The following is a 17,736-nucleotide window of genomic DNA, read 5'->3' as shown; positions in this document are numbered from 1 at the left end:
ACGCGCGTTTCCCTATCGTTAGATCATACAGTATTTAATTGAGGAAAATCGTCAGCAAGACAAGATGTTGGTTGAATTTTACAGTCGGCTGCCGAGCGGGGATTTATCCTTACCGCAATTACCCTCAGCTGTTACAATGCTGCCATATTTTCAACTCTAAACGACGGACAGCGTTTCACCCGGCATGAACACTGAAGTACTGATGAACCACGGCATGGCGGTAGCGCGTATATGTCAAACTGACGTGGTCTGCTGCGATCCGGGCGATACCCTTGAGTACGCGCTGCAGCTCATGTCCGGCCACCATATCGGTTCTGTGCTGATTTGCGACGATGGAACTCCAGTCGGCATGCTGACAACCCGTGAGGCGATGAGCTGTTGTATCAAAGCGGGCCCACAGGGGCGCGAATTGCCCGTTGCCGATGTCATGTCGACTCAGCTTCTGATTGTGGGCGCTGAAACCAGTGTCGATGAGGTAGGCGTCGAGCTGTTAGGACAGCAACTAAAGCACGCCATTGTGGTCGACACCAGGGGAAAGCTGATCGGTATCGCCAGCGAGAGCGATATCGTTAACAGCCAGGGGATCGAACACGATCTGTTTCTGCGCAGTGTGTCCGATATCGCGCCAGCCAGTGCCCTGATGCTGGATGCGTCTGCCCAGATGCGTGAGGCGATCGCGCTGTTGCGCAGCCACAACCAAAGTGCTGTGCTGATCCGAAATGGCGATATTCACTATATTCTGACCGAATCCGACGTGATCCGTATTCTGGCGTCGGGAGACTCGTTAAGTCGGCCGCTGCGAGATTTCACACTGTCCGAACTGGTCTCGGTTGCGGCCGATACCAGTCTTTACGTGGCCCGCAAAATCTTCCGTCGTCATGGCTTCCGCCACCTTGGTCTCGAGGATGAACAAGGGCGGATTACACGGCTGCTGTCCTATACCGATATTTTGCGCAGCGTCGAGCGGGACTACGTGTCGCGCTTGCGTCAAATGCTGCTGACCAATAGCGAGGCGCTGGAGCAGTCGATTCAGAATCTTCGCTTGATTGAGCGGGTGATCAATGCGTCGATGGAGGGCGTCGTGGTCACCGATGCGGCTGGCGCAATTCAAAGCGTCAATCCAGCATTTACCGCGATCACGGGGTATGAAGCGCATGAGGTAATTGGCAAGAACCCCAAGGTTCTCAGCTCCGGCCGCCATGATCGCGTCTTCTATGACCGTATGTGGAGCGCGCTACGTCAGCATGGCGAGTGGCAAGGAGAGATCTGGAACCGTACGAAACGCGGCGATGTGTATCCTGAGTGGCTGAGCATTACGGCGATTACGGATGCCGAGGGGCGCGTCACCCAATATGCGGCGATTTTCCATGATCTGACCGAAGTAAAGCGTTCGGAAGCACGCATACAGCAGATGGCGTTGTTCGATGATCTGACCCGGCTGGCGAACAGGCGTCTGTTCCAGGACCGTTTGGAGATGGCCACGCGCTATGCCAGGGACAATGTAAGCAGTATCGCAGTGCTTGCGATTGACCTGGACATGTTCAAACGGATCAACGAGCGCTTCGGTCAGCAGTGTGGCGATGAGGTTCTTAAAACCATCGCCGATCGAATCGATGGGGCGCTGGGCGCCGGAGATACCGCCGGGCGGCCTGGCGGTGATGAATTCAATCTGATCCTGACCGAAATCACCGAAGACAATCTGCACACACGGATTGAACATCTGTCCAGAATAATCTCGATGCCGGTGTTGGTGAATGCCACGGAGGTGCGTATTACCGCCAGTATCGGGGCTGCTGTGTATCCTCTGGATGGAGACAGCGCGGGTGAACTGCTCAGCTCGGCGGAAGCGGCTCTACATCAGTCCAAGGAGCTTGGGCAGAACAAGTACAGCTTCTTTTCGCAGGAGCTGCATCAGAAGCGCCGCTCCCGCTATATGATCGCAGCTCAGTTGCACCGGGCCTTGGAGAAGAGTGAGTTCTCTCTGGTGTATCAGCCCAAGATCCGTCTGACCACCGGCGAGGTGGTGGGTGTCGAAGCGTTGATTCGTTGGCATAACGTCGAGTTGGGCACGGTTCCGCCGGATCTCTTTATCCCGTTGGCAGAGGATACGGGGCTGATCAACGATATCGGTGATTGGGTTCTGCAAGAGGCGGTGGCACAAGTGCAGCAGTGGTTGGGGCAGGGGTGTGCCGTGCCGGTTGCAATCAATATCTCGGCGCGCCAGTTCCAGAATGGTTCGATTTTGCAGCGTATTGAATCTGAGTTGGCTCGAAGCGGCCTGGATAGCCGCTGGCTGAGTATCGAGTTGACGGAAACCAGCTTCATGGATAATGCGGAACAGACAGCTGAAACGCTGCTGGCGCTGCGCGAGCGCGGAGTGGGGGTGTCTATCGACGACTTCGGTACGGGCTTCTCAAGTTTGAGCTATATCCGCACCATGTCGCTGGATCATCTTAAAATCGATCGTAGCTTCATCAATAGCATTACCGAGTCGGAGCGTGATCGCCAGCTGGTTAAAGCGATTATCGCCATGAGTCAGGCGCTGGGACTCAGCGTAGTCGCAGAGGGGGTTGAAACGCCTGAGCAGCTTGGTTTGCTGCGAGAACTCGGGTGTGATCAGGCGCAGGGGTATCTGATCTGCCGACCGAAGAGTGCAGAGGCGTTTGTGGAGTGGTGCGAACAGTATTCGGCCATCTCTTTTTTGAGCGGGGGGAGTGAATGAAGAGCTATCTCTTTACGACCGAGAATGGGCGAGGCGGTGTCATGCTGTGTGATATCGACACTCTTGAGGAAGCTGTGCCCTATCTTCGCAAGCGTTTCGACAGGGTTGTGCGTGTCGAGCAGGGGCTTGAGCTCTGGACGATAGAGGGCGGCTTTGGCGAGTTTCATCCCAGGCCGGTGGAGGAGGTTCTGGTTGAGGTGGCGGAGAAGGAGGGGTGATCCCCAGCTCAGGCAGGTCTAGTGACACACTGTAATTTCCAGTGCTATAATATTGGCCCTTTTCACCACTGCCGGTTACATGGAAGGCGTACCCGCGCAGCGAGGCATGGTTAATAATGCCTCGGCTAGCAAGTGAATTCGTTAAGGCCGCGGGCGTGTAAACGCTCGCGGCCTTTTTTTATATGTCGATTTTGAAATTGGTTATGGGGGGGTATCAGGTAGTCGATTAACAGGTAGTCGACAAAGTCGGTGTGTCGCAGGTAGTGGCATTCTATGATTGCTTTGACGAGCTATCATGTGGACTTGGTAGCCAGTGACTGTTGTTAATAGAGCGGCTTTGTAATAGAGCGTATTGGTGTGACGAAATCTTGCTGGTGTAGAGTCTGGCAATTGCGTCGATCGAACCAATGCAACTGCCAAACCGGATAAGGATATTTAACGTTAGCGACGGCGGCGTGGACGATGCTCGTCAGACCGGATGCGTAAGGGCGCAACATCTCGCTGCTGCTGGTTGAGCGCACTAAACTGCGCCCACGCAAAACCTGCTACGGCGATCATGGCCAAAATAACCAGAGTTGTCAGCATCGGATCTTCTCCTTTCTGGGCTGGGCCGAGCCGCGGCCACGCAACGCTCGGCTTTCGGTTCAGGTGGTCCAGGCCTCAAATGGTCGTAACCTTGCCTATCCCGACCTTACTCTGTCTCTGCTGCCTCTGCCAGAGTCTTTTCGACGAAGGCTGCAAACTCAGTATACCCGCCAATGTGCTCTTGGCCACAAAAGATTTGTGGAACGGTTTCGACGGGCTTGCCAACGGTTTTTTCCAGGTCCGCCTTACTGATCCCCTCTACATGGATGTCGATATAGCGGTAATCGAGCTCACGCATCTCGCAGAGCTCCTTGGCGCGCCTGCAGAAGCCGCATCCTTCGCGGCCGAAGATCGTAATACGTTTCATCAGCGTCTCCCTGTAAGGTCAAAAAACGATGTGACCTCATTAAATAGGCGGCAGATGATAATGAACAATCAATATGTTCTATGGATGTTATTGCATACGGCTATTAAAACCAGTCATTGCGTGGTTTACGCCTTTTGGGCAGGTAGGGAACCAGCAGGCCAAGCAGAACACCACCCAGCGCTACCAAGCCGCCATGAGTAAGCCAGCGAATCAGGTTAGATTGATCCATGTTGGCGATCTGGGATTTGAGGGATGTGATCTCTTTTTCCAGCTCACTTACCCTGGCTTGGCTCTCCTCGCTCTCCTGGCGCCTGCTTTGTGCGGAGCTCTGCAGGATTTCGATCTCTTTCTTCTGTGCTTCAATGCGCTTGCGAGCCTCTGCAAGGTCGGACTCTAGCTTTGGCATCCGAACCAGATCGCTCGGACCTGGCTCGATGAGCGAGTCGGGCACCCAACCAACGCGTCCGCTTTCCGTGCGTATCTGGATATAGTTATTCTTTCGGTCGAGAATCACGACTGGTTCGCCGCTGTTAACCCTGCCGTTTATGCGATATTGATCACTCGGGCCGCTATTCATGAATACGTACGCATCGTCAGCGATATGCGCCGGCTCGGCGTAAGCGGTCGTGGTGAGGGTGCCCAGCAGGGCGAGAAGTAACACTTTTTTCATTCAACTGTCCGAAGCTATTGCCTGAAAGCCTGTTAGGGAAATGCTCCATCGTCAGTTACGACAGAATTACAACAGTGACTGCTCTTGTTTGGCTAAGTTCAAAGGGTTGTCGTTAAAATCATGGGGTTGGACCGTTCCGCGCATGTTAACACGCATGCGTCGCCGAGCGGGGAATAAGTGGTGTTGAATTTATCGCCTTAATTGACTTTGCGGTATTTGGATCTCATGCTTTGCCTGTCTATTATCGATAGGTTTTTACCTGTATATCCATAAGTAAATCATGCCTTTGGCGGTATGAAAAAAGGAATCGAGGGACTGTAGATGGAAAGCTTCTGGGATATCTATATTCTGCCTTGGGCTATCAATATAGCGCTGGCACTGGCGATATTCTTTGTCGGGCGCTGGCTTGCCAAGCACCTGGTACTTCTGGCCGGACGCATGATGCGGCGTGCCAGTGTCGACGAGATGTTAGTGAAATTCGTCTCATCGATCGTGAATGTGCTGCTGTTGCTGTTCATTATCGTCGCGGCATTGGGGCAGCTGGGTATCGATACCACATCGCTTATTGCGTTGGTGGGTGCGGCAGGTCTTGCCATCGGTCTGTCGCTCCAGGATTCACTGAAAAACTTTGCAGCAGGGGTGTTGCTGATCGTGTTCCGGCCGTTCCGAGAGGGAGACTTCGTAGAGGTGGTCGGTATTTCCGGCATTGTCGAACACATTGCGATTTTCAATACCGTGTTGCGTACTGGTGACAACCGCGAGGTGATCGTGCCGAATGGTGGTATCTACGCTGGGGTGATTACCAACTACTCCAAGCGCGAGACGCGTCGTGTCGACATGGTGTTCGGAATCAGCTATGACGATGACCTGCGTAAGGCCAAGGAGATCCTGATGGAGATTCTGACCTCCGACGAGCGCGTGCTGAGCGAGCCGGCTCCCATGGTCGCAGTTGCCGCGCTGGCGGATAGCAGTGTCAATTTCAACGTTCGTCCCTGGGTTAAAACGGCAGATTACTGGGCGGTTTACTGGGATGTGACCGAGCAGGTCAAACTGCGATTCGACGAGGCTGGTATTACCATTCCTTATCCGCAGATGCAGGTACATACCAGCAGTGCGGCAGAAGAGTAAGGCATCAGCTCCCCTTCTTGCCTAGGAGGGGAGCGCTTGCATATCTATATATTTCAGGCCGTCCACAGCTTAATTTCCTCAGCCTCCAAATCTGATATGAAACTTCCCGTTGGCAGCTAATCGTCAGTTGTATGATCGCAGCTGTTAGATGGCTCGTGATTGCACAGATGGCGAGGCGGCGGCACAGGGTCGATGCCACCGTCGCTGAACGGGTGACAGCGCAGGATGCGTTTTAATCCCAGCCAGCATCCACGCAGAGGACCGTGGGTTTCGATTGCCTCTAGCGTGTAGTGAGAACAGCTGGGGTAGAAGCGACAGTTGTTGCCCAGTAGTGGGCTTATCAGATACTGATAGATCTTGATGGGGCATTTGAGCAGTTGAATAATGCCGCGGCGAAGCGTTGTCATTGCATTCCTCTCTGAGGTTACTCTGACAACATAGTGTGAAATGTCACCCGCTGCCAATAGCTCGGCAGCGGGTGGGGTGGCATACAGGTCATGCAGATTGTCGCGTGTCTGCCTGCTGTACCTGTGCCAGAGTTTCCTTTTGCTCCTGCAGCTGCAGTGTGCTCAGGGTATAAGCGCGCACGCGTTTGAGCAGTTCCGGATTGTCATTAAGCGATTCGCCGTAGGATGGAATCATCTCCTTGATACGAGCGGTCCAGTCGCTGTGGCCGCCAATCTTGATGAAGCACTTTTCTACGATGCTGATCATCGTGCCGACCGCAGTTGAGGCGCCAGGGGATGCGCCCAGCAGTGCGGCGATTGAGCCATCGGCGGCGGTGATGACCTCGGTGCCGAACTCAAGTTTGCCGCCTTTGTCGGCGTCTTTCTTGATGATCTGGACACGTTGGCCGGCGTGGGACAGGGTCCAATCCTCGTCCTTGGCGTTGGGGAAGAAATTGCGCAGGGCCTCGACGCGTGAGCCGTGTGATTGCATCACTTCGCTGATCAGATAGCGGGTCAAGTCCATGTTATGCATCGCTACGGAAAGCATAGGCTTGATATTGCCCGGGCGAATACTCAAGGGCAGGTCCAGGAATGAGCCCTGCTTAAGGAATTTGGTAGTAAAGCCGGCAAAGGGGCCGAACAGCAGTGCTCGTTGACCGTCGATGATGCGTGTGTCCAGGTGAGGAACGGACATCGGCGGAGCGCCAATCGGTGCCTTTCCGTATACCTTGGCAAGATGCCGTTCGACGATCTCCGGCTTCTTGCACACCAGCCACTGGCCGCTGACCGGGAAGCCACCATAGCCGGCACCCTCTTCTATACCGGATTTTTGCAGCAAGGGCAGTGCGCCGCCACCGGCACCGAGGAATACGAACTTGCTGTTAATTGTCTCGCTGGCACCTGTTTCAGTGTTCTTGAGTACCACGTTCCAACTACCGTCACTCTGTTTGTCCAGATCTTTTACGATACGGCTCAGCAGCAGGTCGAAGTCGGGCTGCGTACCCAGGTATTTAGCCATGGCGCGTGCGAGTTCGCCGAAATTCACATCTGAGCCGTAACCGACGCGGGTGGCTGCAACCTTATCGGCAGGATTGCGATCCTGCATCACCAGCGGCATCCATTCGCGCAGCACAGCGGGATCTTCACTGTACTCCATGTCGGCGAAGGCCGGGTGTGCTGAAAGCGCCGCGTGGCGCTTACGCAGAAATTCGACGTTCTCTTCGCCCCAGACGAAGCTCATATGCGGGGTCGGATTGATAAACTGTCGCGGTGAGGGCAGTGCGTTCTGCTTGACGAGGTAAGACCAGAACTGGAGGCTGACTTCGAACGCCGCGTTGATATTAAAAGCCTTGGTGGTATCGATGCTGCCATCGGGCTTTTGCGGAGTGTAGTTCAGTTCACAATAGGCGGCATGTCCCGTGCCTGCGTTGTTCCATCCGTCCGAGCTTTCATGGGCCACATAGTCAAGACGCTCAACCATGCAGATCTTGAGCTCCGGGTCGAGCTGTTTGAGCAGCATCCCGAGGGTTGTGCTCATCGCACCTGCTCCGACCAGCAATACGTCGACAGTTTTTGTAGTCATATGAGTTCGCCAATTGATAGTAAACAATGGGATTCACTACGAAACCCACAAAGGCTTTTGGCCTCGCCAGCGGTCAGGTGTAGAGCCTTGAGCCGCTGTTCGGGTATCGTCTTCCGAACTGATCGCCCGGGTTAGCCAGCCGTCAGGATCGTTCGGGGAGGGGGCCAATAGACAGGCCGGTTCTAATCAGTCGCGCCTGGCGTATCCGTTGAGAGGTGTGTCTGCAAACGCATGCGCAGGGCGAGATTTTAATTTTTTTGTAATTAGATTGTTGTTGCGCTGCATTATAGGCATTCGGAGCAGGAATAAAACCTGTGAGTTGCGTGTATATCTGCTTTGAATCTGCTGTTTGGTGGTCGAGTGTCAGCTATTTCAGGGGGTGCATGGTGGTATACGACTTTCGTCGTTCTGACCAAAGTCTGACGGGAAAAAGGCGTGAGGTCTCGGTCCAACCCGCCACCCTGAGCAGGTGGCGGGTCGGTCGATGTGTGGGCTAGAGTTGCTCTTCTGCGTATTCCGCAAGACGGGAGCGGAAGATCCCTTCGAAGTGGATGCTGGCGGAACCCTCGAATCCGCGGAATCGCTCGACTATATAGGTCAATCCCGAGGTCAGGGCGGTCAGGTAGTTGGAATCGATCTGTGCCAGGTTGCCCAGGCACACCATCTTGGTGTTCTTGCCGCAACGGGTCAGGATCGTCTTCAACTGCTGCGGGGTCAGGTTCTGGGACTCGTCGATCAAAACGATAGCGTTCTGAATGCTGCGACCGCGGATGAAGTTCAGTGACTTGAACTGGATGTTGGCCTTTTCGATAGCGTATTTGACGCTGCTCTGCGGACGTTCGTCGTGCTCGTGCATCGCTTCCAGGTTGTCGTTTATCGAACTGAGCCAGGGTGTCATCTTCTCCTCTTCGGTACCGGGCAGGAAGCCGATATCCTCAGCAACCGGTGGCGTGGAGCGGGTGACGATGATCTTGTTGTAGCGTCGCTCCTCGATCACCATCTCCAGCGCGCAGGCCAGTGCGATCAACGTCTTGCCTGAACCGGCGGCGCCGAGCAGGATGCTGAGGTCGATGTTGGGATCAAGCAGTGCCTGCATGGCGAACGCCTGCTGCAGGTTGATCGGCTGAATCCCCCAGCAGCTCTGCTGCATCAGTCGCTCGTAGCCGAGGTCGAGCAGGGTGACCTTGTCCCCGCTGACGCTGATCGTGCGTGCGGCGAAATCCTTGCTGTCATCGTAGATGAACTCGTTGGGGTAGGTGTCGGGCAACAGCGCGCGGTCGACGCGATGGTAGGTGTTGCCATCCTCCTGGTAGCTGTCGACCTGCTCCACCCCCTCCCAGAAGGGTTTCTCCAGATGTACGTGGCCCGCCGGCAGCAGCTCGATATCGGATACCAGCTGGTCGGTACGATAGTCTTCAACCCGCTGCAGTCCAGCGCCGAGCGCCTTGAGGCGCATATTGATATCTTTCGTGACCAGGATTACCTGGCGGTGGGGGTAGGTCGCCTGCAGATGCAGGGCGCAATTGATGATCTTGTTGTCTTTGTTGCGTTCGTCGGGCAGGAAACCCTGTCGACTGGTCAGTTCATGGTCGGGAAAGATCGACAGATGACCGAGCTTGATCGGCCGATCCTTACCCTCAAGGCGGATCTGCACACCCTTGGTAATCTGGCTGGCATCCTTGGCGGTACTGATGATGTCATCAATGGCTCTGATCGCCACGCGCGCTTCAGCGGCGACGTTTTTCTTGCGGTCCTTGATGTCGTCGAGCTCTTCCAGAACAGTCATCGGTATCGCGATATCCTGCTCTTTGAACTCATACAGACACTTGGGGTCGTGAAGTAGAACGTTGGTATCGAGGATATACAGCTTGGACGCAGTCATTGAGCGGTTCCTTCTGCGGAGGGCTATGAAACCAAAACTAATTCAACGGCTTCCCGTTTACAATTGTTGATTTTGCAAGTGTCTGTTTTTTACGCGGATAGTAGCCAAACTTAAAATCTAGGTTCATATTGAATGGGCAGGTCCTTTCTCCGGAAAGGCGATTTCCGGAGTTGCGGAGCTGTACGCATTAGCCTGCACAGGGAGGTCGTTATGATGACCGAAGCTTTTGTAAACGCCAGTGTAAAACCGCTGGACAGTCTCGATATGCTCTCGCCTTATGAGGTGGCTAAACTTCAGGATAAAAGCCAGGGCGGGTTGTACAGATTGCTGCGACAGTGCGCGCTGGCGGTCTTGAACTGCGGCAGCGAGCTCGACAGTACTCGCACCGTGCTGGAACGTTACCGCACCTTCGATATACAGATCAGCCACAAGCATCGCGGAGTGCAGTTGAACTTGATCAACGCACCGGCCAGCGCGTTCGTGGATGGTGAGTTGATACAAGGTATAAGGGAACACCTGTTTTCGGTCGTCCGCGACCTGCTGTATGTCGAAGATGAGTTCAGCAGTCGTTGTGATGACCTTGATCCGTCGGCAATGGCAACCAATGTTGTATTTCACCTGTTGCGCCACGCCAACGCACTGCAGCCTCATGTCAAACCCGATCTTATGGTGTGCTGGGGCGGACATTCGATCATTCGCCATGAATACGAGTACACCAAGAAAGTGGGGTATGAGCTTGGCTTGCGTGGCTTGAATATCTGTACCGGATGCGGTCCTGGCGCGATGAAGGGGCCGATGAAGGGCGCGGCGATAGCGCATGCGAAACAGCGTATCAACGCTGCCCGTTACGTGGGGATCTCCGAGCCCGGCATCATTGCGGCGGAATCACCCAACCCGATCGTGAATGAATTGATCATCATGCCCGACATCGAGAAGCGTCTGGAGGCTTTCGTGCGGCTTGGGCATGGCATCCTGGTGTTCCCTGGCGGTGTAGGTACCGCCGAGGAGATCCTCTATATGCTGGGCATATTGCTGCGCGAAGAGAACACTAAGGTACCCTTTCCGTTTATCTTTACCGGCCCTGCGGGCAGTGAGGCCTATTTTGAAACCGTGGACAGGTTCATTGCGGAGACGTTGGGTGAGCGTGCTCGCAGCATGTACGAGATCATAATCGATGATCCGCATGGGGTCGCCGTTCGAGCCAGGGAGTCGCTCAAGGAGGTAACCGCCCATCGACGCGCTACCGGAGAGGCGTTCCACTATAATTGGCAGCTCCATATCCCGCGGGCACTGCAGCAAACCTTCGAGCCCACCCATGCCAACATGGCGGCACTGAACCTGTCGCGTAATCAGCCCGATTACGAGTTGGCCGCTCAGCTTCGATGCGCGCTGTCCGGTATCGTCGCGGGTAACGTCAAGGAACCGGGGATCCAGGCGATCGAGCAGTACGGTCCGTTTGAGTTGCACGGCGAGCCTTCGGTGATGCAGTCGCTGGATCGGCTGCTCAGCTCATTCGTTGAGCAGCGCAGGATGAAGATCAACCACGAGGACTATAGACCCTGTTTCCGTCTGGCCCGCCCCGAAGGCAGTCAAACCGGAACTTGAGGTAGCCTGTCAGCCAGCCGCGTGGGTGGCTGGCTGATTCGCTGCAGGCGCATCAGCGCGCGCAGATAGTCGACGGTCCCCGGCAGCGGCGCAGTGCCGGAGAGTCCTATGCCAAGGCCAGGACAGTGCGAGCTGTGCGGATAGAGCTGCGCCGGGTTGATATTCAATTCGCTCACCTTCAACTTCAGCATCGCCTGATCACACAGCTGTTGATCATTCGAGAACACTGATACCGCCATGGCGAACCCCGACCGGTTGATCTCGTCGTGTAACCGGATGACGTCGTCGCGGTTGAATCTCACCAGATGCAATACAGGCGCTTCCACCTGCTCCTGAAGCTCGTCGAGGGTATAGAGGCGCAGCAACGTCGGTGGAATGAAATACCCCTCCTCCAAGTCGGTGTGCAGCTCCGGTTGTGCAATCAGCCGGCCCTTCACTCTAAAGCGCTCGATATGCAGATAGGCCCTGTCCATCTGCTCCCGCGTGATGAGCGGTCCGATATCGGTGTCGCGCGATTCAGCTTGTCCGACTCTGAGATAGGGCAGCGCTTCGCACAGCAATTGCTCGACGTCGTCGGCAATTGTTTCCTCCAGATAGAGAATCCGTAATGAGGCGGGATGCTGTCCTGCGTGTGAGAAGGCTGCCTTGAGCAGCAACGGGAGCAACTCCTCTGCAGACTGATCCGCGTCTATCAGTGCCGCATGGACGCCGCCCGTATCGCTTAATAGGGGAAGGGGGTGGATACCTAGCTGTTTCCCCAGGCGGTGCTGAATCTCACCTGCGGCAAGCGGGCTGCCGGTAAACAGCACGCCGCCGAGGCGATGGTCGTCAAGCAGAGCGGAGCCTGCAGTTGCCAAAGGCCCGGGCATCAGTGCGATCAGTTGCGGCGGTATGCCGGCTTGAAGCAGTAGCTGAAACAGCCTTGTGCTCACCAGGGACGCGTGTGCATCCGGCTTGAACAGGATGGCATTGCCGGTTAGCAGGGCGGCGCTGCTCATGGCGCAGAACTGCAGTATCGGCTGGTTCCAGAGCGGCAGGCCGAGTACGCAACCCAGTGGTCTAGGGAAGAGTTGTGACTCGGTGCCTTCAATGGAGTGCAGCGGCTTGGGCTGGTACAGCTGAGAGACCAGGTTCAGGTGCTGGGATAGCAGGGTCAATGCATCTTCAATTTCGAGCAGGCAGTCATCAGTTGGCTTGCCCGTTTCGCGCGCGCACAGAGTTGCCAGCTCGATCTGCCTTTGTGCCAGCAGGGTGGCGAAACTCTGGATTGAAGTACAGCGTTTATCGACAGGTAGTGCTTGCCAGCTCAATTGGGCGTCGTTACAAGTCGAATAGGCCGCGCGTGCCTGTGACTCCGTTGTAGGCACCAGCGAGCCGATTGGCGAGTGGATCGCACCGGGACAGAACAGCGTCGCTGTCTCCTGCTCTGGGCGGGGGGTTCCAGCTATGATCGGGCTGGCTTGAATCGGTCGCTCATTCACGTCGTTCAGAGCTTCTGCGAACTGCTGGGTTATGCTGTCGATGCCCTTCAGCGTACAGGGTGTCGGATAGTCATGCCGTCGGTAAGTAGTTGGCGCATCTGGACGTAAGCCCGGACCATCGATCGCCAGCTCAGGATTCAGGTGCGCACTGTTCTCGCTTTCGAAGAAGGCGCAGGCTGCAGCAAAATTGAGTTCCGCGATCTCTGGCGAGTCGATACCAGTCGGCGCATGCTTTATTTGTTCTTGTTTAGCGTTGTTATGGCTCTTGCCCCGAATCAGGCGGATTGCCAGCGTTCGGTTCGTATCCAGGCTGAGCCTGGCCAGATAGCCTAGTGACGGGAGTAGCCGGTTTGAGGTGGCGCTGATGGTTAGCCCTATAGCGGCTTCAGAAGGTTCCGAAGAGGGTTCGGAAGAAAGCTCCGAAGAGCGGACCGAAGAAAGTTCCGACAAGACGCGTGCGATCAATTTCAACCAGAGCTCCAGTTGCTCCTCGCCGGGCGCTGCCAACTGTAGGCGTACGTTATGAGCGCGCGCAACCTGGGTCAGCGCGGTCAGTTTGCGGACCAGTATCTCAAAGGTATTGGCCGACGGCGTCACGGAGCAGTTTGGGTGCAAGTGGAGCGGATTTACATTCACCACAGGCTGTGCAGTAGGTAAGGTTATCGCTTGGTCATGGGCCTCTATCGCCTGGAGATACAGATTGAACCGGTGGTTGGCCTGGGTGTTTGTATAGGGAAGGTGGATGAGCGCGGGAGGACTGGAGTGCGCCGAAGCACCCTCAGGTTCCGCCTCTAGTACTTGCCCTTGTCGGAACTTGAATCCGAGCGCTTCGAATTGAAGCTTTAATGCGTCGCTGTTGCATAGCGCCGACTGCTGTACCGCACGAAATAGCTGGCTCGCCGGTATGAGCCGAAACTCATCAGCAAAATAGAGCGGTAGCGGTAACATGGGGTACCTTCCTGGTGTTGTCTGGTCTGGACGTGACGCCCAAGTTTATCCGAATTGTTTCTCGATGAGCGCGGCTAGATGCACTTTATCGGTCAATGAGAAGGCCGGTGCAACCCGCGGCGGTTTGAGTCGATATGAATCGCCCCTGGGTAGGGGGCTCGGTCAAGGGGGGATATTTCATTATGACATAAGCCTTCTAAGACGTTATATTAGCCCGATTTTCTGGCCAGCGGCGGGTGGTTGTTTTTGCGACGTAAGCTAGTAGTTACGCTGACGACCGTGCACGGATCACGGCAATATACGTTAAATCAGTTAGCGAAATATCTTGTTGCGGCCTTCCTGCTGATGGCGGCCCTGAGCTTTTTTGTCTCCAACCTGTTGCTGGTTAAAACGACCGATGAACTGTTGGACCTTGAGGATACCCACCAGCAGTTGGCGGATCAGTATGAGCTGATGTTGGGCACCCAGCAGCTCTATCGAACCGAACTTGAATCTCTAGGCGATGCGCTGTCGCAGCTGTCGGTCGAACGCGACCAGTTGGTCCAGCAGAACCATGTGATGGGAACCGAACTGGGTGATCTTGAGTCAATGCTGGGCATACTGGAGAGTGACTCGGAGACGACGGCGAAGGAACGGGCCGAGGTGGCGAAAGCGGCCGCGCGTGAGCGCTTGTTCATGCTCTACGGTGTACCCAATGGCGTGCCTATTCAAAGTGAACGGATTACTGATCGCTTCGGCATGCGGATGCACCCGATTCAGAAGAAGCGCATTATGCACAGCGGTATCGACTTTAAAGTCTCGATCGGTACGCCGGTGTATGCCACGGCAGACGGTGTCGTGGAGTTCGCCGGGTATAATAAGGGCAGCGGCTACGGCTACATGGTGCGGATCGACCACAATCTGGGGTTCAGGACCGTCTATGCCCACCTGCAGAAGGTGTTGGTCAAGCCCAAAGCATTCGTACACAAGGGACAGCAGATTGGTCTCAGCGGCAACAGCGGAAATTCAACCGGGCCCCATCTGCACTACGAAGTTCGTCAACTCTATACGGCGCTCGATCCGGAGCCCTTCATGAAGTGGGGGCTGGATAACTTTGATTCAATCTTTACCGATGTCGAGGAGATCCCGTGGGAATCATTAAGCGCAATGTATCCGCTAAATCAAACCGCTCCTCAGTAACAATTATTGCTCAGGGAAACCGCTTTCACGGTGAAACCAGCGTTTCCGGGAAGATGCACGTCGATGGTGAGTTCGAAGGCAGCATAGACTCCAGTGACGACATATCGATCGGCAAGTCGGGCCGTATCTGCGGCAGAGTTCGGGCCCATGCGGTTAACGTCAGCGGTGAGCTCGAGGGTGAACTTATCTGCGAGTCGCTGCATATCGAGCGCGGTGGGCGCGTATGTGCCAACGTTTATTGCTCTACACTATCCATAGATCCCGATGGCCATTTTGTCGGCGAACGTCATCTCCCTGGGCAGCATCGGAGGTTGACTTGGGAGGCCGAGGCCCGGCATGTGGAATCGGAGGATAGGCCCGACGCTGAAGAGTTGGTGATCGATCTGGAAACCGGTTTGATCGACTCTCTGCCGGACAGGATCACGCTGTCACGTAAATAGCAGGCTCGGCGCAGAATATGGAGGCTGGCGATGTGTGAGCTACTCGGCATGAGCGCGAATGTGCCGACCGATATCTGTTTCAGTTTTGCTGGTCTTATTCGCCGCGGTGGGGAAACCGGCCCTCATCGCGATGGCTGGGGGATCGCTTTTTATGAAGGGCGAGGCTTAAGAGCCTTTCATGATCCGCTGCCCAGTGCCGACTCGCGGATTGCCGAACTGCTGATCGCCTATCCGATCAAGAGCCGAGTGGTGATTAGCCATATTCGACAGGCGAACGTCGGCGATATCTGTCTTGCCAATACCCACCCGTTCAGTCGTGAACTCTGGGGTGTGATGTGGTGCTTTGCACATAACGGTCAGTTGGACAGGCAGCTGTTCGATTGGCCGCTGACCTATTATCGACCTGCCGGCACCACGGATAGCGAGTATGCCTTCTGCTGGATATTGGATCAGATCCGTGCCCACTACCCCGACGCGCCGCCGCAGGATCCGTCCGCCCTGGTTGAGCTGGTGCATGACTGCTGTGAGAAGCTGCGAGGTCTCGGCGTGTTCAACATGTTGCTCAGTGAGTCGACGCAGCTGTTTTGTTACTGCTCAACAAAGCTCAGCTGGATCACCCGCAGGGCGCCTTTTGGAGAGGCCCATCTGCGTGACCGGGATATGTCGGTCGACTTCTATAAGGAGACGACACCGAACGACATTGTGACGGTGATTGCGACAGAACCTCTGACCGACAATGAGCAGTGGCAGCGTCTGGCGCCGGGGGAGATGGTGGTATTTGTTGACGGTGAAGTGGAGCGGCAGATCAGCAGTCAGGATGGGGCTGGGCGTTGATGCGGCTGGGGTTGGCTGAGTTTATAAGCAATCTGAGTCGACGTTTCGGGGACCGGCCGGCAGTCGGCTCCCTGGGCCAGAGCCTCAGCTTTACAGACCTTGATATCCTCTCGCGCCGCTTTGCATCCTGGGTGCAGCACCATACCGACCTGAAACCGGGCGATCGTATTGCGATTCAGTTACCCAATTGTGCCCAGTATCCGGTGGCGCTGTTCGGCGCACTGCGCGCCGGACTGATTGTGGTCAATATCAACCCTCTGCTTTCTCCGGACGAGTTGGAGCGTCAGTTCAACGATGCCGGAGTACAGGCATTGCTCGTCTACGAGGCGTTTGCCTGGCGCGCCGCGCGCGCGCTGCGAAGGACGCCGGTTAGTTGCGTGATCACGACCCATATTGCCGACCTGCACCCAGGCTGGCGGCGCTGGGCTATCAACTCCTACATGCGGATGCGCCGAGGGTCGAGTCCGCGCTACCGAATCAAGGGCAGTCTGCGTCTATCCCGGGTTCTGAAGGCTGAGAGCGGGCGTGTCTGGCTGCAGCCGGATATCACTGAGGCGGAAACGGCGCTGCTTCAGTACACCGGCGGCACCACGGGGCCGGCCAAGGGGGTAATGCTGACCCATGCGTCCTTGCTGGCCAATCTTGAACAGATTCGCAGCAGGTTGAGCGAAGCGGGTATGGATGCGCCTCAAGTCGTTATGCAACCCCTCCCTCTGTACCACATCTACTCACTCACGCTGGTGCTGGCGATGTTGTCACAGGGGAGTTATATCGAGCTGATTCCGGATCCGCAGGATCTTAAACAGCTGTCGCGTGCGTTTGAGAGGGCTCGGCCTACATTGTTTGCGGGGGTCAACCCGCTATTTATCTCGCTATGTCAGCACGCGGAGTTTACCCAGCTCGATTTCAGTGCGTTAAAACTGACCATATCCGGCGGTATGGCGCTGACGGAATCGGCGGCCAAGCGCTGGCTAGAGGTGACCGGTTGTCGCATAACCGAGGGCTATGGCCTGACCGAATGCTCGCCCGTTGTCAGCGTTGCCACGCCAGGCACTGAGCATGTCGGCACTGTCGGTCGCCCCCTGCCGGGGACGGAGGTGCGTATCGTTGGCGACTCCGGGGAGCTGATGCCGATAGGCGAGAGTGGCGAAATCCAGGTGCGCGGGCCGCAGGTGATGCTCGGTTACTGGAGGCAGCCACAGGAAACGGCCCGGGTGCTCAAGGACGGTTGGCTGGCCACTGGAGATATAGGGCAGATCTATGGTAATGGCGAGCTGCGCATCATTGACCGGCGTAAAGAGGTGATCAGTATCTCCGGCTTTAAGGTCTATCCGAGCGAATTGGAAAACGTAATCAGCGCCCATCCCGATATTTTAGAGTGCGCAGTGATCGGATTGCCTGATGAGGAGTATGGCGAGACGATCAAGGTTTACGTGGTGGCGAATAATCCGCGTCTTACTATGCGCGGTGTGAGGGAGTATTGCCGCCAGCGATTGACCTCCTACAAGGTGCCCCGCAGTGTCGAGTTCTGCCGCGACCTGCCGCGCAGCGCGATCGGAAAAGTACAGCGACGAGAGCTTCGGGAGATCGCATTGCGGGAGCTTCACGAAGGACAAAAAGAGCACCGCGTCTCATAGCGAGGTTCG

General features: G+C 55.8%; 15 protein-coding genes. 8 read left to right on the top strand and 7 right to left on the bottom strand.

The window, feature by feature from the left end:
• Window positions 1-184: 184 nt before the first annotated feature.
• Both IEX40_RS10960 and IEX40_RS10955 read left to right on the top strand, forming a co-directional pair.
• Complete coding sequence (locus IEX40_RS10960) at window positions 185-2,722, top strand: EAL domain-containing protein (RefSeq protein WP_188748161.1); 2,538 nt, start codon at window positions 185-187, stop codon at window positions 2,720-2,722.
• Entirely contained in the window at window positions 2,719-2,940 is a 222-nt protein-coding gene (locus IEX40_RS10955) for a hypothetical protein (protein WP_188748159.1), read from the top strand. Before IEX40_RS10960 ends, IEX40_RS10955 begins: the two co-directional genes overlap by 4 nt.
• A gap of 441 nt (window positions 2,941-3,381) precedes the next feature.
• Here IEX40_RS10955 and IEX40_RS10950 read toward each other — a convergent pair whose 3' ends face one another.
• The 3 genes from IEX40_RS10950 to IEX40_RS10940 all read right to left on the bottom strand — a co-directional run bounded on the left by IEX40_RS10950 (window position 3,382) and on the right by IEX40_RS10940 (window position 4,562).
• A complete protein-coding gene (locus tag IEX40_RS10950; protein ID WP_188748157.1) occupies window positions 3,382-3,525 on the bottom strand; it encodes a hypothetical protein in 144 nt (47 codons plus the stop codon).
• A gap of 106 nt (window positions 3,526-3,631) precedes the next feature.
• Entirely contained in the window at window positions 3,632-3,892 is a 261-nt protein-coding gene (locus tag IEX40_RS10945; protein ID WP_188748155.1) for a GrxA family glutaredoxin, read from the bottom strand.
• Between the two features lie 103 nt (window positions 3,893-3,995).
• Window positions 3,996-4,562: a TIGR04211 family SH3 domain-containing protein gene (locus tag IEX40_RS10940; protein WP_188748153.1), complete on the bottom strand. Its 567-nt coding sequence runs from the start codon at window positions 4,560-4,562 to the stop codon at window positions 3,996-3,998.
• A gap of 321 nt (window positions 4,563-4,883) precedes the next feature.
• Between IEX40_RS10940 and IEX40_RS10935 the strand changes: the two genes are divergently transcribed.
• Window positions 4,884-5,690, top strand: a complete 807-nt coding sequence (locus IEX40_RS10935; protein WP_188748151.1) for a mechanosensitive ion channel family protein — start codon at window positions 4,884-4,886, stop codon at window positions 5,688-5,690.
• Window positions 5,691-5,806: 116 nt separating this feature from the next.
• Here the strand turns inward: IEX40_RS10935 and yidD are convergent, their stop codons facing one another.
• From yidD to IEX40_RS10920, 3 genes are all read right to left on the bottom strand, one after another.
• Window positions 5,807-6,097, bottom strand: coding sequence for a membrane protein insertion efficiency factor YidD (yidD, locus tag IEX40_RS10930; protein WP_188748149.1), 291 nt, complete (start codon window positions 6,095-6,097; stop codon window positions 5,807-5,809).
• Window positions 6,098-6,185: 88 nt separating this feature from the next.
• Window positions 6,186-7,721: a malate dehydrogenase (quinone) gene (mqo, locus tag IEX40_RS10925; RefSeq protein WP_188748147.1), complete on the bottom strand. Its 1,536-nt coding sequence runs from the start codon at window positions 7,719-7,721 to the stop codon at window positions 6,186-6,188.
• Between the two features lie 493 nt (window positions 7,722-8,214).
• Window positions 8,215-9,603, bottom strand: coding sequence for a PhoH family protein (locus IEX40_RS10920; RefSeq protein WP_188748145.1), 1,389 nt, complete (start codon window positions 9,601-9,603; stop codon window positions 8,215-8,217).
• A 210-nt stretch (window positions 9,604-9,813) separates the two neighbouring features.
• On the opposite strand from IEX40_RS10920, the gene ppnN reads away from it, so the two are divergent.
• Complete coding sequence (gene ppnN, locus IEX40_RS10915) at window positions 9,814-11,208, top strand: nucleotide 5'-monophosphate nucleosidase PpnN (protein WP_188748143.1); 1,395 nt, start codon at window positions 9,814-9,816, stop codon at window positions 11,206-11,208.
• Here the strand turns inward: ppnN and IEX40_RS10910 are convergent.
• Window positions 11,193-13,637, bottom strand: coding sequence for an aldehyde dehydrogenase family protein (locus IEX40_RS10910; RefSeq protein WP_188748142.1), 2,445 nt, complete (start codon window positions 13,635-13,637; stop codon window positions 11,193-11,195). The genes ppnN and IEX40_RS10910 overlap by 16 nt on opposite strands.
• A 246-nt stretch (window positions 13,638-13,883) precedes the next feature.
• On the opposite strand from IEX40_RS10910, the gene IEX40_RS10905 reads away from it, so the two are divergent.
• Genes IEX40_RS10905 through IEX40_RS10890 form a run of 4 tightly spaced genes read left to right on the top strand, consistent with a single transcriptional unit; the run spans window position 13,884 to window position 17,727 of the window.
• Window positions 13,884-14,816: a M23 family metallopeptidase gene (locus tag IEX40_RS10905; protein ID WP_188748140.1), complete on the top strand. Its 933-nt coding sequence runs from the start codon at window positions 13,884-13,886 to the stop codon at window positions 14,814-14,816.
• Window positions 14,765-15,256 (top strand): bactofilin family protein, encoded by a 492-nt coding sequence (locus IEX40_RS10900; protein ID WP_229680710.1) that lies wholly within the window; start codon window positions 14,765-14,767, stop codon window positions 15,254-15,256. Before IEX40_RS10905 ends, IEX40_RS10900 begins: the two co-directional genes overlap by 52 nt.
• Before the next feature lie 30 nt (window positions 15,257-15,286).
• Window positions 15,287-16,090, top strand: coding sequence for a class II glutamine amidotransferase (locus tag IEX40_RS10895; RefSeq protein ID WP_188748137.1), 804 nt, complete (start codon window positions 15,287-15,289; stop codon window positions 16,088-16,090).
• Window positions 16,091-16,101: 11 nt separating this feature from the next.
• Window positions 16,102-17,727, top strand: a complete 1,626-nt coding sequence (locus IEX40_RS10890) for an AMP-binding protein (RefSeq protein WP_188748135.1) — start codon at window positions 16,102-16,104, stop codon at window positions 17,725-17,727.
• Window positions 17,728-17,736: the final 9 nt, after the last annotated feature.

It is taken from the genome of Marinobacterium zhoushanense, assembly GCF_014641945.1.
Classification (GTDB): domain Bacteria; phylum Pseudomonadota; class Gammaproteobacteria; order Pseudomonadales; family Balneatricaceae; genus Marinobacterium_D; species Marinobacterium_D zhoushanense.
Note: the sequence above shows the minus strand (reverse complement) of the source record. Positions and strands in the feature narration are given on the sequence as shown.

Coding starts and splice junctions, on each gene's coding strand:
- ppnN (WP_188748143.1), top strand. CDS start 9,814: ATGATGACCGAAGCTTTTGTAAACGCCAGTGTAAAACCGCTGGACAGT.
- IEX40_RS10895 (WP_188748137.1), top strand. CDS start 15,287: ATGTGTGAGCTACTCGGCATGAGCGCGAATGTGCCGACCGATATCTGT.
- yidD (WP_188748149.1), bottom strand. CDS start 6,097: ATGACAACGCTTCGCCGCGGCATTATTCAACTGCTCAAATGCCCCATC.
- mqo (WP_188748147.1), bottom strand. CDS start 7,721: ATGACTACAAAAACTGTCGACGTATTGCTGGTCGGAGCAGGTGCGATG.
- IEX40_RS10945 (WP_188748155.1), bottom strand. CDS start 3,892: ATGAAACGTATTACGATCTTCGGCCGCGAAGGATGCGGCTTCTGCAGG.
- IEX40_RS10935 (WP_188748151.1), top strand. CDS start 4,884: ATGGAAAGCTTCTGGGATATCTATATTCTGCCTTGGGCTATCAATATA.
- IEX40_RS10955 (WP_188748159.1), top strand. CDS start 2,719: ATGAAGAGCTATCTCTTTACGACCGAGAATGGGCGAGGCGGTGTCATG.
- IEX40_RS10940 (WP_188748153.1), bottom strand. CDS start 4,562: ATGAAAAAAGTGTTACTTCTCGCCCTGCTGGGCACCCTCACCACGACC.
- IEX40_RS10950 (WP_188748157.1), bottom strand. CDS start 3,525: ATGCTGACAACTCTGGTTATTTTGGCCATGATCGCCGTAGCAGGTTTT.
- IEX40_RS10960 (WP_188748161.1), top strand. CDS start 185: ATGAACACTGAAGTACTGATGAACCACGGCATGGCGGTAGCGCGTATA.
- IEX40_RS10920 (WP_188748145.1), bottom strand. CDS start 9,603: ATGACTGCGTCCAAGCTGTATATCCTCGATACCAACGTTCTACTTCAC.
- IEX40_RS10910 (WP_188748142.1), bottom strand. CDS start 13,637: ATGTTACCGCTACCGCTCTATTTTGCTGATGAGTTTCGGCTCATACCG.